The 16,156-nt window shown below is 44.3% G+C and carries 8 protein-coding genes, 1 tRNA gene, 3 rRNA genes and 1 other annotated feature; all 12 genes read right to left on the bottom strand.

Going from position 1 to position 16,156, the window contains the following annotated elements:
• Positions 1-68: 68 nt before the first annotated feature.
• The 12 genes from EXM22_RS02600 to thrS all read right to left on the bottom strand — a co-directional run bounded on the left by EXM22_RS02600 (position 69) and on the right by thrS (position 15,784).
• Positions 69-1,097, bottom strand: coding sequence for a type I glyceraldehyde-3-phosphate dehydrogenase (locus EXM22_RS02600; RefSeq protein ID WP_149485015.1), 1,029 nt, complete (start codon positions 1,095-1,097; stop codon positions 69-71).
• A gap of 324 nt (positions 1,098-1,421) precedes the next feature.
• Complete coding sequence (locus EXM22_RS02595) at positions 1,422-2,339, bottom strand: hypothetical protein (RefSeq protein WP_149485014.1); 918 nt, start codon at positions 2,337-2,339, stop codon at positions 1,422-1,424.
• 152 nt (positions 2,340-2,491) lie between these two features.
• Positions 2,492-2,600, bottom strand: a 5S ribosomal RNA gene (rrf, locus tag EXM22_RS02590).
• Between the two features lie 48 nt (positions 2,601-2,648).
• A 23S ribosomal RNA gene (locus EXM22_RS02585) occupies positions 2,649-5,585 on the bottom strand.
• Between the two features lie 71 nt (positions 5,586-5,656).
• Positions 5,657-5,727, bottom strand: a tRNA-Ala gene (locus tag EXM22_RS02580).
• Between the two features lie 229 nt (positions 5,728-5,956).
• Positions 5,957-7,498, bottom strand: a 16S ribosomal RNA gene (locus EXM22_RS02575).
• The 16S, 23S and 5S rRNA genes sit together here with 1 tRNA gene alongside, the layout of an rRNA operon.
• A gap of 419 nt (positions 7,499-7,917) precedes the next feature.
• Positions 7,918-8,511 carry a CDP-diacylglycerol--glycerol-3-phosphate 3-phosphatidyltransferase gene (gene pgsA / locus EXM22_RS02570; RefSeq protein WP_149485013.1) on the bottom strand — a complete coding sequence of 198 codons (594 nt, stop codon included), beginning with the start codon at positions 8,509-8,511 and terminating at the stop codon, positions 7,918-7,920.
• Positions 8,512-8,589: 78 nt separating this feature from the next.
• Positions 8,590-9,252: a hypothetical protein gene (locus tag EXM22_RS02565; RefSeq protein ID WP_149485012.1), complete on the bottom strand. Its 663-nt coding sequence runs from the start codon at positions 9,250-9,252 to the stop codon at positions 8,590-8,592.
• 49 nt (positions 9,253-9,301) lie between these two features.
• Positions 9,302-10,786: a carboxypeptidase M32 gene (locus tag EXM22_RS02560; protein WP_149485011.1), complete on the bottom strand. Its 1,485-nt coding sequence runs from the start codon at positions 10,784-10,786 to the stop codon at positions 9,302-9,304.
• A gap of 56 nt (positions 10,787-10,842) precedes the next feature.
• Positions 10,843-11,814 carry a polyprenyl synthetase family protein gene (locus EXM22_RS02555; protein WP_149485010.1) on the bottom strand — a complete coding sequence of 324 codons (972 nt, stop codon included), beginning with the start codon at positions 11,812-11,814 and terminating at the stop codon, positions 10,843-10,845.
• Positions 11,815-13,884 (bottom strand): NAD(P)/FAD-dependent oxidoreductase, encoded by a 2,070-nt coding sequence (locus EXM22_RS02550; protein ID WP_149485009.1) that lies wholly within the window; start codon positions 13,882-13,884, stop codon positions 11,815-11,817.
• A gap of 145 nt (positions 13,885-14,029) precedes the next feature.
• Positions 14,030-15,784 (bottom strand): threonine--tRNA ligase, encoded by a 1,755-nt coding sequence (gene thrS, locus EXM22_RS02545; protein WP_149485008.1) that lies wholly within the window; start codon positions 15,782-15,784, stop codon positions 14,030-14,032.
• Between the two features lie 75 nt (positions 15,785-15,859).
• Positions 15,860-16,122 (bottom strand) — a binding site (T-box leader).
• Positions 16,123-16,156 lie beyond the last annotated feature (34 nt).

Here is a 16,156-nt window from a genome sequence, read left to right as displayed (position 1 = left end):
GGAACGACAATATTCAAGAAAAAAAAACCGTTCGGTTTCCCGAACGGTATGATTTGAAAGAATAAATCTTAGAGAGCTGCGAAAATCTGAGCAAGCTCAGCCATTCTTGTAGAGTAACCCATTTCATTATCATAGAAAGAAGTCATCTTCACTAATGTGTTTTCACCAGCATCTGTGACCTGTGTATTACCGGGGATATACATGGAACTCCATGATTCGCCAACACAGTCTCTGGAACATTCATAGTAGTCACTTACATCAAGAACTTTACCCATCAAAGAGCTGTCATTGATTTTTTTAGCGCTTTCGAGAACTTTTTTGTTGATTTCATCAACTGTATGTTTTCCTTCAATCAGGTAAACAACTTCAACAACAGAACCTGTATCAGTAGGAACTCTCAAAGCAGTACCATTGAGTTTACCATTGAGGTGAGGAAGAACCTTACCAACAGCAATAGCAGCACCGGTTGATGCAGGAATGATGTTGTTTCCAGTCGCTCTGTTTTTACCACCACCAAAGAAGTCCTGTACTCTCTGAGTAGCAGTTGCAGCATGTGTGGTACACATAAGACCAGTAATTACTTTAAAAGAATCATCTACGGCTTTAGTCAAAGGAGCAAGACAGTTTGTTGTACAAGAGGCATTGGAAATGATCTTGTCATCAGATGTCAGAGACTTGTGGTTTACACCAATAACAACTGTTTTTGTGTCATCTTTACAAGGGGCAGAAATAATAACCTTTTTGGCTCCTGCATTGATATGAGCCTGAGCCTTATCTGTAGCCAGGTAGAAACCAGTACATTCGAGAACAACGTCTACATTGTGTTTTCCCCAAGGAATGTTATTGGCGTCTTTTTCAGCATAAACGGTGACTTCGTGGTTACCAATCTTGATAACATTGTCACTTATCAATTGTACGTCTACAGGGAATTTTCCATGAATGGAATCTTTAGGAAGAGCGGCTGCAATTTCTTTTGCAGACACCAAGTCGTTTCCAGCAACAATTTCAATCTGATCATTGAACTGGGAAGTAATGACTCTCATTACATTTTTCCCAATTCTTCCCATACCATTAAATCCAACTCTAATTTTAGCCATACTGATCCTCCAGCGGTTTGTGTAAGTTTAAATATGTCAAAATTATAGTGATATACATGTTTTTTTACAAGGAACTGGAGCTGTTAAATAGAGTCTTTTGATAAGAATTTATTGAATTTAATACACTGAAAATCAAAATGACAATTCCTATAGAATATATGCTATGGGAAGGAACCCATTTGCAGCCAGGATAAACCTTCAGATTGTTCTAAGTCAAAGCCAAAGGCTTATCAGGACATTCCCGACTGAATAGGATTGAGGCAGAGAGTTCTGTTTCAATCAAAGGCCTTTCCTCAAGAGAAAAAGGCCCCTATTTCATCTGCTTTATACTTCTAAAGCCCAATCTATTAAATCAGAAATTGAATAGTTAACAGTAAAAGAAAGGTCCCCATTGGAATCGTAAACGGCAATAGACAGCGTAAATGTGCCGTTACCAAGCGTATCATCAAGGTAGCTGTCTGCAGTCTCATCATCCACCATATCCTCGCTTAAATCGATGTTAGCCTCTTCATCATAGGAAAAAGTTAAAACAACATTTCCATCATAATCATTTGGATTTGTGAAAGATAAGGCAGCTTGCATACGAATGGATAGGGCAAGAGCCGCCTGAATGGCAGACAGTTCAGATTCATCACCGCTGAACTCAAAGGAAGTAGAGAGGTCAAAGTTAGCGTTGGCTGCTGCTATAATGCGACCCCCTGAAACCTCAGTTGTAATGCTAGAATATTGAGTTGGCAACAGAGCTGGTATTTCAATATCTATATCAGATAGGGAAACTTCAGCGATCAAACGGGATAGGTTCTCATTTGAAAACCTGATAGTCACATCTGCTTCTCCCTCGGCATTGACAAACATATTTACCAGAGGAGACACATTATCAAAACTACCGGATATAGTAAATTTTTCAGGAATATCATCTGATGAAAAAAGATTAGAAGGAGTGCTGCTATAATTGACTCCATCGTCGCTTTCGGCGTCCCAATCGGATTCATCCATATTATCCATAAGGATTTCCATGGCATCCAAAACCAGATTAAGCAAGTCAGACTTTGATATAGATCCCGGTATATCCGTGTCTACAAGAGATTCGATATCAGAGATTCCAACCGAAGTATGCAAAGTGGCTAAATCAACACTATCTACCCCTGATGATGAGCTGCTAGGCTCACTGCAGGCTAAAACCATACTCAGAAGTACAACAACACACAGGGTAGCACCATGGAACTGATGTGACTTTTTCATAATTTCCTCCCATTCACAGCATTAATTATAATACTTATTTTATAATATATGCAATTTTATGAATTTTCAGGAAATTTAGCCATCACATGCTCTTTTTCATAGGAACAAGACAAAAAAAAGCCCCAGTCCTAAGACTGGGGCTTTGAAGTTTAAACCGGCGACGACCTACTCTCCCACCGTAGCAGTACCATCGGCGCGATTGAGCTTGACTTCCGTGTTCGGGATGGGAACGGGTATAACCTCAATGCTAAAATCACCGGATCACTGTGATCGCTCACAGCTATATATAACTTAGAGATAAATAATAATATGGTCAAGCCTCACGGAAGATTAGTACTGGTCGGCTCAATATGTTTCCACACTTAGACCGCCAGCCTATCAAACTCGTATTCTTCGAGATTCCTTCAGCTCCCTTAAAGGGAGAGGGATGTCTCATCTTGAGGTAGGCTTCCCACTTAGATGCTTTCAGCGGTTATCCCTTCCAAACTTAGCTACTCAGCACTTACCGTTGGCACGATAACTGATACACCAGAGGTTTGTCCGTTTCGGTCCTCTCGTACTAAAAACAGATCCTCTCAAACATCCAACGCCTGTGGCAGATAGGGACCGAACTGTCTCGCGACGTTCTGAACCCAGCTCGCGTACCGCTTTAAATGGCGAACAGCCATACCCTTGGGACCTGCTCCAGCCCCAGGATGCGATGAGCCGACATCGAGGTGCCAAACTTTGCCGTCGATATGAACTCTTGGGCAAAATCAGCCTGTTATCCCCGGAGTACCTTTTGTCCGTTAAGTGACGACCCTTCCACTCAGAATCGCCAGATCACTATGACCTACTTTCGTACCTGCTCGACTTGTAAGTCTCGCAGTCAAGCTACCTTATGCCATTGCGCTTACAGCATGATTTCCAACCATGCTAAGGTAACCTTTGCGCGCCTCCGTTACTCTTTAGGAGGCGACCGCCCCAGTCAAACTGCCCACCTGACATTGTCCATGACCCGGATTACGGGCCACGTTAGAAATATAACTGATAAAGGGTGGTATTTCACCAACAACTCCGCACAGCCTGACGACCATACATCAAAGTTTCCCACCTATCCTACACATCATCAGCCATAGTTCAATATCAGGATACAGTAAAGGTTCACGGGGTCTTTCCGTCTAACCACAGGTAATCGGCATCTTCACCGATACTTCAATTTCACCGAGTCCCACGTTGAGACAGTAAGAAAGTCGTTACACCATTCGTGCGGGTCGGAACTTACCCGACAAGGAATTTCGCTACCTTAGGACCGTTATAGTTACGGCCGCCGTTTACTGGGGCTTCAATTCACTGCTTCAGATAAATCTTAACAGCTCCTCTTAACCTTCCAGCACCGGGCAGGTGTCAGTCAATATACTTCAATTTGCATTTTCGCATTGACCTGTGTTTTTGGTAAACAGTCGCTTTCTCCTGGACTCTGCAACTCCGCCATCACGCGCTGAGCCATGCTTCTCCCTAGGTTACGCATGTATTTTGCCGAGTTCCTTAACGTGGGTTCTCTCGTACGCCTTAGAATTCTCATCCCATCTACCTGTGTCGGTTTGCGGTACGGTACCTAATAACCTAACCTTAGAGATTATTTCTTGACTCGATGAATCACCCATCTTCGATCACCCGTAGGATCACTACCCTTAACGCCTCAGCTCTTCGTGCGGATTTTCCTACACAAATCAACGCCTAAACGCTTGGACCAGGACAACCAACGCCTGGCATGGGATCTCCTTAAGTGTCATCCCTTCGAAATTATTAGATGTACGGGAATATTAACCCGTTTCCCATCGACTACGCATTTCTGCCTCGCCTTAGGGGCCGACTAACCCTGGGAAGAGTACCTTTACCCAGGAAACCTTAGATTTTCGGCGGGAAGGGATCTCACCTTCCTTTTCGTTACTCATGCCTGCATTCTCTCTTCTGATATCTCCAGCATACCTTACAGTACACCTTCATCGACCTACAGAATGCTCCTCTACCAACAATGAAGTAAACTCCATTATTCCGTAGCTTCGGTACTATGCTTAGCCCCGTTACATTGTCGGCGCACAACTACTCGACCAGTGAGCTATTACGCACTCTTTAAAGGAGTGGCTGCTTCTAAGCCAACCTCCTGGCTGTCTGTGCAATCGTACTTCCTTTTCCACTTAGCATAGTTTAGGGACCTTAGCTGACGGTCTGGGCTCTTTCCCTTTCGACTACGAATCTTATCACCCGTAGTCTCACTGCCATACTTTGAATATCGGCATTCGGAGTTTGACTAAGTTTGGTACCCTGTGACAGGCCCTAGCCTAATCAGTGCTCTACCTCCGATATTAACCATATGACGCTGACCCTAAAGCCATTTCGAGGAGAACCAGCTATCTCCGGGTTTGATTAGCCTTTCACTCCTATTCACAGTTCATCACTGCCTTTTTCAACAGACTAGTGTTCGGTCCTCCACTCAGTGTTACCCAAGCTTCAACCTGACCATAAATAGATCACCCGGCTTCGGGTCTAATACATCAAACTAAAGCGCCCTATTCAGACTCGGTTTCCCTCCGGCTCCGGTACTTCTATACCTTAACCTCGCTTAATATATTAACTCGCAGGCTCATTCTACAAAAGGCACGCCATCACCCCATAAAAGGGCTTTGACCGCTTGTAGGTCCACGGTTTCAGGTTCTATTTCACTCCCCTCCCGGGGTGCTTTTCACCTTTCCCTCACGGTACTATTCGCTATCGGTAGCTATCTCGTATTTAGCCTTGGAGGGTGGTCCCCCCAGATTCAGACAGGATTACTCGTGCCCCGCCTTACTCAGGTACATGCTAGCCAGCTTCAGATTTCGCTTACAGGACTTTCACCCTCTACGGTTGGCTTTCCCAATACCATTCTGCTATCTTTCACTGATACATATATGCATGCCCTACAACCCCAATATCACCGAAATGACATTGGTTTGGGCTAATCCCCGTTCGCTCGCCGCTACTAAGGGAATCTCTAAATTGATTTCTTTTCCTTCAGGTACTTAGATGGTTCAGTTCCCTGAGTCTCGCTTTATACAGCTATGTATTCACCGCATAATGACTGTCATAAAAACAGCCGGGTTACCCCATTCGGGAATCCTCGGGTATAAGAATGTTTGCTTCTCACCGAGGCTTATCGCAGCTTACCACGCCCTTCATCGCCGGATAGCTCCAAGGCATCCACCATGGACCCTTAGTCGCTTGACCATATTATTATTTATCCCTTCGCTATTATCTATATTAAAGAACAACTTCAACAATTTTATTGGAATTGTTTATGGAGGTAAGGGATTCGAACCCCTGACCCTAGAATGCAAATCTAGTGCTCTAGCCAGCTGAGCTATACCCCATTTAGGAAATTAGAATTCAATACCTGCCGATAAGAACTTTTGCACAACAAAAACAGCAAAAACTATTTTGTTATTAGGGAAATTAGAAGTATTTAACGAGGGCCAAGCATGTTGCGTACCACTGACCAAGGCCGTGAACGCAACACTGATTCATACGAGCATCACTCGTGAAAATGATGACTAACTGCTTGTGAGTACAAAACACAAGACTTAATACCTTTCTCGTAGAAAGGAGGTGATCCAGCCGCACCTTCCGGTACGGCTACCTTGTTACGACTTCACCCCCCTTACCGAGCATACCTTCGGCAGCGACCTCCATTGCTGGTTAGTCTACTGACTTCGGGTACCCCCGACTCGGGTGGTGTGACGGGCGGTGTGTACAAGGCCCGGGAACGTATTCACCGCGCCATGCTGATGCGCGATTACTAGCGATTCCACCTTCATGGAGTCGAGTTTCAGACTCCAATCCGAACTGAGACCAGCTTTAAGCGTTTTGCTCCACCTCGCGGATTCGCATCACTCTGTACTGGCCATTGTAGCACGTGTGTAGCCCAGGACATAAGGGCCATGATGATTTGACGTCATCCCCACCTTCCTCCGGTTTGTCACCGGCAGTCTTGCATGAGTCCCCAACTTAATGATGGTAACATACAATAGGGGTTGCGCTCGTTGCGGGACTTAACCCAACACCTCACGGCACGAGCTGACGACAACCATGCAGCACCTGTATACAGACTTCCGAAGAAGAAGCAATATCTCTAATGCCGTCCTGTATATGTCAAGCCCTGGTAAGGTTTCTCGCGTATCATCGAATTAAACCACATGCTCCACCGCTTGTGCGGGCCCCCGTCAATTCCTTTGAGTTTCACCGTTGCCGGCATACTCCCCAGGCGGTACACTTAACGCGTTAGCTACGGCACCTAGAACTCATGTTCCAGACACCAAGTGTACATCGTTTACGGCGTAGACTACCAGGGTATCTAATCCTGTTCGCTACCTACGCTTTCGCACCTCAGCGTCAATCCAGAGCCAGCAAGTCGCCTTCGCCTCTGGTGTTCTTCCTAATATCAACAGATTTCACCCCTACACTAGGAATTCCACTTACCCCTCTCGGATTCTAGTCACACAGTTTCCAACGCAACATCACTGTTAAGCAGTGTGCTTTCACATCGGACTTACGTAACCGCCTACATGCCCTTTACGCCCAATAATTCCGAACAACGCTCGCTCCTTACGTGTTACCGCGGCTGCTGGCACGTAATTGGCCGGAGCTTATTCATATGCTAACGTCATCTAATACCCATTTCCTGATACTATTATTCCTCACATATAAAAGTGCTTTACAATCTCTCGACATTCTTCGCACACGCGGCGTCGCTCCGTCAGACTTTCGTCCATTGCGGAAGATTCTTAGCTGCTGCCTCCCGTAGGAGTCTGGGCCGTGTCTCAGTCCCAATGTGGCCGGTCACCCTCTCAGGCCGGCTAATGATCGTCGCCTTGGTAAGCCATTACCTTACCAACTAGCTAATCATACGCAGGCTCATCTTTCAGCGAGGCAAACGCCCCTTTGCTCTACAAACAAGATCGTAGAGATCATTCGGTATTACCCCATGTTTCCATGAGCTATCCCCAACTAAAAGGTAGATCACCTACGCGTTACTCACCCGTTCGCCACTCTCAGGAAGTGCAAGCACTTCCCTACCGTTCGACTTGCATGCTTAAAACGCGCCGCCAGCGTTCGTTCTGAGCCAGGATCAAACTCTCCATGATATAGTTTATCCACCGAAGTGGATAATTTTCTATCAATGCCTCAAAACAGATCCTAGCGAATGTATTCATCCTGATCTGCTTTAAAGTGAGTCAGAGTCCCTTTATGCAGTGCGCCTCCCCTTTCGGAAAAACCCACTGTGCTTAAAAGAAAACTAACGTTCGGACCGTACCTAAACCATAAGGCTTTTGGCACGATTCTATTTTCGTACTACCAGTGCTTGACTCTCGTCAAATACTTCAATTTCCCTTCTCTAATTCCTTTGTAAAAGAACATTTAAAAAGCAGTTCGCTTATTCAGCAAGTCCGCTTTAGTTCTGTGCGATTCAGGCTGTTTGCCCGAACGCTCCGTGAATATACCGTTAATACCCTTTTTTTGTCAACAGATATTCTGAAAAAATATTTATTTTTTTATTAAAATCCTACTCTCTAATGAATTGCTTCATCGTGTCTGTTTTAAGGAAGAGTACAAAGTATTCTATAAATGAGAGGAGCGAACTGAGAGCCGCTAAAATAAACAGAATACGGGAGATCATCGTCAATTCGGCCATATATGCAAGACTGCCCAGGGATTTCATGGTTAAAACAAAAAGACCAAAGATTCCTGATATAAAATAAAAGACGGCTTTAGCCTTACCCCCCCATTTTGCAGCGAGCGCTGTTCCTTCCTTGGCCAGAACCATGCGGATGAACATAATGCTAAACTCCCTCCAGAGAATAATCATAAGAGCCCAAAGAGGCATCAACCCCGTATATGTAAAGCACACGAAATAGGTGACCCTGCTTATAACATCAGAAAAAGGATCCATAATCTTACCCATATCCGATACAAGATTGTATTTCCTGGCCACATGTCCATCAAGTACGTCTGAAACTTCGCTGATGATCTGAATAACCCACAAGGCAACCATGCCTTGAAGTAGAATGGATTCACTTCGAACGGTGAATACATACAGAATAAAAAATATTGGAGACAGGATCATCCGCCCCACTGTTAGTTTATTTGGTAATGTCATGGGTTCATAGTATTTTGAGCCTCTTGTGATGTCAACTCTTAAGGGAAAGAATTATTTCATGAATCCATAAGTGAAGTCTTATTTCCTGATAATTCTAAGCTGGCCATCGATGTCTTTGTATGACCAGACACTGAAATAGCCCGGAGACAGATATTTTAATGCCGGATAAGTATTCTGATAGAGGATGGAATCCTGGAACGAAGCACTTCTCAAAGAGTAGAACCAGGGGGTACTTTCTTCAGGCAGATCAGAGACAGGAATAGTAAGGCCGCCTGAAACGATTCCAAGAGGTTCAATCCCCGATTCGAGAAAGAAGAATTCTCCAGAAACAGTATGCCGAACGAAGGCAAGGGCTACTTTTTCACCTTCCAACTGGAGAATATGATACGTGCCATCCTCTCCACGCCATTCCAGGGACATGACTCCTTCATTGGATGGATAAAAATGTAGTTCTCCCAAACTTTTATCTTCGTTACCCCTCAATCCTCTCACAGGGACATTCAAAAAAAATGAAAAGATATAGGGTATGATCAATAGCAGGGGTAAAGAAAAGGGAAAAATACCGCCTATTACGCCCAAGAAAAAGACGATTCCATTTGCTTTATTAACAAAACTTGAAACACTAACGCCATCTGTTATGGTCATCCAAAGTCCAATAAGACAAAAAAGCATCAATGAGAGAAAAATCATGGCCGGTACAATCCTTTTCTTTCGATACAGACTAGAAAGAAAAGAACTCATACATGAAGCCAGAAAATATAGAACCAGCGCACTCCAGAAACGGTAGTCTTCAACCATTTAATTGCCGTTGTTTGTCTTTGAGATAGTCAATAAAGAATGAGGTATCCGGATCAGAACCGCTTAATTCATGCATCATTTCTGTGGATGTAAGAAGTGCAGCTCTTGAATGAACATGATCTTTGAGCCAGCATTGTATCTCTTGAAACTGTCCTTTTTCAATCAGCTGATCCACATCATGAATGTCGTGTTTTACTTGTTTCCAAATCTGTGCTGAAAACATATTCCCCAAAGTGTAGGTAGGAAAGTACCCCATATCACCGCAGGACCAGTGGATATCCTGAAGTACACCCAGTCGATCACTTTCATTTTTAAGACCCAATAGATTAAATAATTCCTGATTCCACAGTTCTGGGAGATTTTCCACCTGTATTTCCCCGTTAATAAGTGCCCTTTCTAGGCGGAATCTCAGAATAATATGTAAATTATAAGTCATCTCATCAGCATCGACCCGAATGAGGCTCCTTTCCACCTTGTTCATTTGATGAAACATCCTATCTTCATGGACATCCAGATCTGGCATTTCCTGATTTATAAGATTCTTCAAATACAAACAGAATGGCCTGGAACGGCCGATGATATTCTCCCAGAGCCTAGACTGTGACTCATGGAACCCCAAAGAACAGGCCTCACTGACAACTGTCCCATGCCATTGTGGCGGTAGATTTTGCTCATACAGACCATGACCTCCCTCATGAATCGTGCTAAACAGTCCGTTAAAGAAGTCATTCTCATCAAAAGCAGTTGTGACTCTAATATCATAAGCCCCCAGGGTTGAAGTAAAAGGATGAACTGAATAATCCAGCCGTCCCGCCTTGAAATCATATCCCATATCCTGAAGGACTCGTAGGCTTATCTTTTTTTGAATATCTATGGGTATTCTATTTCCACTAAAGCAGTCTGTGTGTTCAAAAGGACGAATTGCCTTATCAATAAGTGAAGAGAGTTCTTTTTGCAGTTGATCGAATAATTTTTCGAGTACAGAGGCCTTCATGCCCGGTTCATAAAGATCGAGCAGAGCATCATAAGGTTCATCCTCATAACCCAAACACTCACAACGTTCTTTTAATAAAAATACTAGTTGCTTAAGGTCTGGTGCAAAAAGCCCGAAATCATCGGCTTCTCTCGACTTCAACCAGCTATCTCTGGCCATAGAAGATGATTCTACAAAGCGCGTCATGAAATCCGGTGGCAAAAGCTGATATTCTCGGTATCGACGCTGGAGGAGCTGTCCCCATCTTTGAACTTCAATATTCTGGATACTTTGCAGGACTTCCAACCAATGCGGCCAACGTTCATCCCGTAAATGTTCTGTCAGTTGATCCTGAATCAAACCCATCTGCCGGGCTCTGCCACTAGCGGCTGCCCCGGGCATACCCGTTTCCTGGTCCCAGCTTAAGAGAGCGAGGATATGCTCAAGGTCTTTGATGGTTTGTTCTTTTTTCCTGATTTCAAGAATGACTGAATCTGATTTCATGATTTCTATTATCCATCAGAATAGTTTTTTTGAAAAGAAGTTCTCCACAGCAGCTATTATTGAGGGATTTTGCGCAAACTATCCAAGATGTGCCGGTACTGCTCAAAAGCCTCTTTTGAAAGAGATTTCTCTGCCAGAACCAAGGAATTTTGGATATACTGACCTGAAATTTCATCGGCTTTTTGAGAATATCCAGCAGATAGAATACGATTTCTAATCAGCCCTGCATTGACCCTCCAGAAAGGCTTTCTCAAGAGAAATTCAAGACCGGAAAGTTTATCTTCCACAGCTAAAATCAGAGGCAGAGTTGGAATTCCTTCCCGCAAATCATTACCTGCGGGCTTACCCATCTTACGAGATTCACCGGTATAATCCAGAACATCATCTCGAATCTGAAAAGCCATTCCGAAATCAATTCCCATATTATAGAGTTCATTCTGAACTTCAAGACTCTTACCGCCCAGAACAGCTCCAGACCTACAGGAAAGGCCAAACAGTTCTGCTGTTTTCCCTCGGATTCTTTCAAAATACTGATCCCGGTTTATATGAAAATTCCCGAATCCAGAATCCTGATCAATCTCACTGAGGCAAAGACGCTCGAGGCTTGATGTCATGGATGGAACCAGAGACACATCAAAAAAAGTAGAGGAAAGCCTGAGGGAAAGCGAAAGAAGATAGTCTCCCGCCAATATAGCCCTTTTGGCTCCTTCCTTACTATACAGTGTGACATTGCCACGTCTCTTAAGCGCCTTATCTAGAACATCGTCATGAGCCAATGTGGCTATATGCAAGAGTTCTATAGAGGCGGCAACGGTAATAAGATCGTCATTTTTACCTTCACCGCCATCTGCACATAAAAGGAATAAAGCAGGCCTCAGGAGCTTACCAGTTCTCTGGGTCAGAACTTCCAAATCACCGCGAATAAGAGAGGGACTTTCCTGTACCAGTTCATTTATTTTTTGAATAACCTGTTGAAGAGAGGCCTTCAAAGCGGCCCCTTCTCCAAGATATGTAAATGAACGGCTCAACTATTTTTTCCTTTTCTTATTCCGGGGTTCTCCAAAATAGAGATAAGTCTTATGGGCCAGAGTTGTGCCATTCCACCATCTTTTCAACCAGGGCATTACCCAATAATCCAAACCAAGAACTCTTCCGGCTCCTCCCAGCATGATGACCGCTGCGAAAATAAACCAGATCTGACCCCAGCTAAAAAATCCTGAAAAGATAAATACGAAACACATGATAATGGAGACACCGGCAGCGGGGAATACAAATAATCCACCAATGAGAGCCAAACCAATCAGAACTTCTACGGAGATGATCATAGACTGGAAAATCTCGTAGGGAATATAGACAGCCATGGAGTCCATAAATGTTTCCCTAAACCAGGTAACCACTAGGCTGTCAGGTTTCAGAACAAGTCCGCTTGTATCCCAAAGCTTACCAAGGGCATGAGTTGCCGTATGTGTTACATTTGCTGCGGAGTTTACAATTTCATCTGCCATACCACTGGCGGCGGCTACTGTGTCTGCCACAACAGGGGCCGCAGCCTCGACCATATCACTGGCGGCGGCTACAGTGTCTGCAACAACAGGCGCTGCCGCTTCTGCCATATCACTGGCGGCTGCCATAGTGTCTGCTCCACCGCTTGCGGCAGCAGAGGCTACGGGCTGATAACTGGCGGGTGTGCCAAATCCGGCTTGAACGATACCGCGACTGAACATCCATCCCGATTTGGAACCTAGGTCAAACTTGAGCCAGCCCTCGCCGATTTTATTCAATCCTTCGATAAGCCACATGAGACCCAACCAGAGTCGGAGAGGAAATGCCCAAAGAGATTGAATATGGTTACTGATGATACCGCCGACGAGAGTCCGGCCTTCCTTCATGTCAAAAATTTCATGCTGAATGTACTTCCACCAGGCGTTCAAGCCACTTACTGAATGCAAATAAAGAACATTGACAAGGTGCTTCAATGCCATTGCAGGAATACCTGAAAGTGAAATGCCTCCTGTATGAGAGACAGCATAGCGTCCACCGATGGAAACCATGAATCCATGAAAATTAGATTTGAAAGTATATTTTTTATCCTCTCCTTTGATTTTGGAGACAATATTATGGACTGCAACGGAAGCTGTCTGCTCGGCGGCTTCTACAATCTGGGGAATAGGTCTTTCATTCTCAAGAAACCATTGAGCATCCCCTACGATAAACAAGTTTTCGTAGTCTGCACTCTGCATAGTTTCTTTGACTTGGAGCCTATCTACGTGTCCGACTTTAAGACCCGTATCAACTCCAAACTGACCACCTTTGATACCACAGGTCCAGATGAGGGTGCCGCAATTGATCTGAGTCCCATCCTTTAAAGTAAAGGAGTTTGCTTCCGCCTTGGTAATTAGGGCGTTGAGCATGATCTTCACACCCTTCTTTTCCATATACTTCTGAGCTTTCATCCTTGGTTTTTCAGGAATCATATTGAGTATATTTCCAAGACCTTCCACATTGATCAGTGAAACTTCTGATGGATCGATCTTATACTCACGGCACATGATGGGGAGCTTTTCAATGAGCTCACCAACCATTTCTACTCCAGTAAATCCAGCACCAGCCACCGCAAAAGTCATCAGTGTTTTCCGAACTTCCGGATCTTTTTCGTAAGAAGCGGCTCTAAACATCTCCCGGATATGATCTTTGATATCCAGGGCATCCTGATAGCTCCACAGAGGAAAAGAGTGCTCTTTTACTCCTGGAATACCGAAATCTGTTGATTCGGCACCTGTACCCATGATGAGATAATCATATTCATAACTTGCGGTGTCTGAACTAAGCACCTGTTTCACAGGATCCAGACCGGTGATACAGTCTTGTACCACATTTACAATTTTTCCAGAGAATATTCTATCAAAAGAAATTTTAACACAACCGTGATTATCGACTCTTCCACCGGCAATTTCATGCAGTTCTGTCATTAAGGTGTGATAAGGGTTCTTATCAATAAGGGTAATTTCCATATCCTTATCTTTCTTAAATGCTTTATGCAGCAATTTACCCGCGTGGATACCGGCATATCCACCACCTAATATAACTATTTTGCTCATATCAAACCCCTATCATTTTCATATACTTTCTTTACACAACCATAATAATCATTTAATCATGCCTGTCAATCAGTATTTGTTTATCAATAAAAAAAAATAAGAAGCCCGAAGGCTTCTTACTCTTAAACTTTAAAAAGAGAACCGATTAGGGCATTTCTCTGTTTTTGATTTTATCCTGTATCAGTTTAATGGCTTCATCCAGGGGGAGTCCATTCATCTGCTCCCCCGTTCTGACACGAATGCTCACAGTTTTTTCATTCATTTCTTTTTCTCCCAATACAAGCATGTAGGGAATCTTTTGATTTTGGGCATTCCTGATCTTTGCGTTCATTCTATCATCACTCAAGTCAGAATCGACCAGAATGTCTGCAGCTCTCAAATTTTTCTCAATCTCTTTTGCATAATCATCAAACTTGTCACTCACAGGAATCACTTTCACCTGTAGGGGAGATAGCCAGACGGGAAATGCCCCGCCATAGTTTTCGATTAAGACACCATAAAATCTTTCCAGAGATCCCAAGAGAGCCCGGTGTATCATATAAGGTCGTTTTTCCTGACCGTCCTTATCGACAAAAGTCATATTAAACCGCTCGGGTTCATTAAAATCGAACTGAATGGTGGACAACTGCCAGGAGCGTCCAATGGCATCCTTGACTTTCAGGTCAATCTTAGGACCATAAAATGCACCGCCTCCCTCGTCGACCTGATACTCCAACCCTTCGGCTTCTATGGACTTTTTCAGTGATTCCTGAGCGGCATCCCACCGGCTTTGTTCCCCCACAGCCTTCTCGGGGCGGGTGGACAGATATGCCTGGATATCCTTAAAACCGAAGGCCCGCAGCATGGAGAGACTAAACCTCAAGACTTCTGAAACTTCGTCCTGCATTTGATCTGGGGTACAAAACAAATGGGCGTCATCCTGAGTAAACCCGCGGACTCGGAGCAATCCATGGAGAGTTCCAGAGCGTTCGTAGCGGTAGACTGTTCCCAACTCTGCCCAACGGAATGGAAGTTCCTTGTAGGAGTGCTTTCCATTGTTATAAATCATTATATGAAAGGGGCAGTTCATGGGTTTGGCATAGTAATCGACGTTATCCATGACCATATTGGGATACATACCCTCTTTGTAGAAATCAAGGTGCCCCGAAGTTTCCCAGAGCCACGATTTACCAACATGGGGTGTGAACACCATTTCATACCCGTTTTTGTAATGCTCTTTTCTCCAGAAATCTTCGATGGTAACCCTCATACGGGCTCCCTTTGGATGCCAGTATACAAGGCCCGGCCCGGCTTCTTCCTGAAGGCTGAAAAGATCTAACTCTTTACCCACACGCCGATGATCCCGTTTTTCCATCTCTTCCAGAAATTCCAGATGCGCCTTTAAAGCCTTGGCATCACCGAAAGCCGTGGCGTATATTCTCTGCAGCATAGGACGTTTTTCATCACCCCGCCAGTAAGCTCCGGCGATGGATAATAATTTAAATCCCTGAGCGTTTAAGCGGCTGGTGTCCTCCACATGGGGGCCCCGACATAAATCGGTAAAATGATCGCCCATCTTGAAGATGGAAATCTCTTCATCTTCAGGTAATTCACTTATGAGTTCTACTTTATAAGGTTGATCTTTAAACATCTCCAAGGCTTCTGCCCTGGTAAGGATTTCCTTTTCAAAGCTGACCTTATCTTTGATGATGTCCTGCATACCGCTTTCAATGGTTGCAAGATCTTCATTTGTGAGTTTCCGGGGAAGGTCAAAGTCATAATAAAATCCGTTTTCGATGGCAGGTCCGATAGCAAACTTTGCTTCGGGCATCAATTTTAAGACGGCTCCAGCCATTACATGAGCCATGGAGTGACGTAGCTTCTGGAGCTTTTCCAGCTTTTTCTGTTCTTTACTTGTCATTTTCTGTACCTCCGTTCCAGAACGGCATAAAAAACCCTTTCATGCTCCGTCCTGTCACTAAAAAACAAATTTCAGTATAAGGACGAAGAACAAAAGGGCTCTCCGCGGTACCACCTTATTTCGCCTTTGCCAGTGTGTCTGCACAAGGCGCTCTCAGCTCTCCCTTAACGCGGGATTTCGTCTTCATCTAATCGGATTCCTCCTCACTACAGGGGAGGTCCTTTCGGGAAGCAGCTCGGGAGGGGTTTTCTCTGCTCTTGAGCCAGCGGCCTTCCAGCCTATGAACCGCTTCTCTCTTGACCCGGGGTACAGTTACTCGTCTCCGTCTATGCCTTTCAATTAAATATGATAAATGACCGGGAAAATGTCAAT

Origin of the sequence: Oceanispirochaeta crateris (genome assembly GCF_008329965.1) — a bacterium.
Taxonomy (GTDB): Bacteria; Spirochaetota; Spirochaetia; order DSM-2461; family DSM-2461; genus Oceanispirochaeta; species Oceanispirochaeta crateris.
Note: the sequence above shows the minus strand (reverse complement) of the source record. Positions and strands in the feature narration are given on the sequence as shown.

Excerpts from the sequence above, each read along its gene's own strand:
- EXM22_RS02600 (WP_149485015.1), bottom strand. The coding sequence starts at position 1,097 with ATGGCTAAAATTAGAGTTGGATTTAATGGTATGGGAAGAATTGGGAAA.
- EXM22_RS02595 (WP_149485014.1), bottom strand. The coding sequence starts at position 2,339 with ATGAAAAAGTCACATCAGTTCCATGGTGCTACCCTGTGTGTTGTTGTA.
- pgsA (WP_149485013.1), bottom strand. The coding sequence starts at position 8,511 with ATGACATTACCAAATAAACTAACAGTGGGGCGGATGATCCTGTCTCCA.
- EXM22_RS02565 (WP_149485012.1), bottom strand. The coding sequence starts at position 9,252 with ATGAGTTCTTTTCTTTCTAGTCTGTATCGAAAGAAAAGGATTGTACCG.
- EXM22_RS02560 (WP_149485011.1), bottom strand. The coding sequence starts at position 10,786 with ATGAAATCAGATTCAGTCATTCTTGAAATCAGGAAAAAAGAACAAACC.
- EXM22_RS02550 (WP_149485009.1), bottom strand. The coding sequence starts at position 13,884 with ATGAGCAAAATAGTTATATTAGGTGGTGGATATGCCGGTATCCACGCG.
- thrS (WP_149485008.1), bottom strand. The coding sequence starts at position 15,784 with ATGACAAGTAAAGAACAGAAAAAGCTGGAAAAGCTCCAGAAGCTACGT.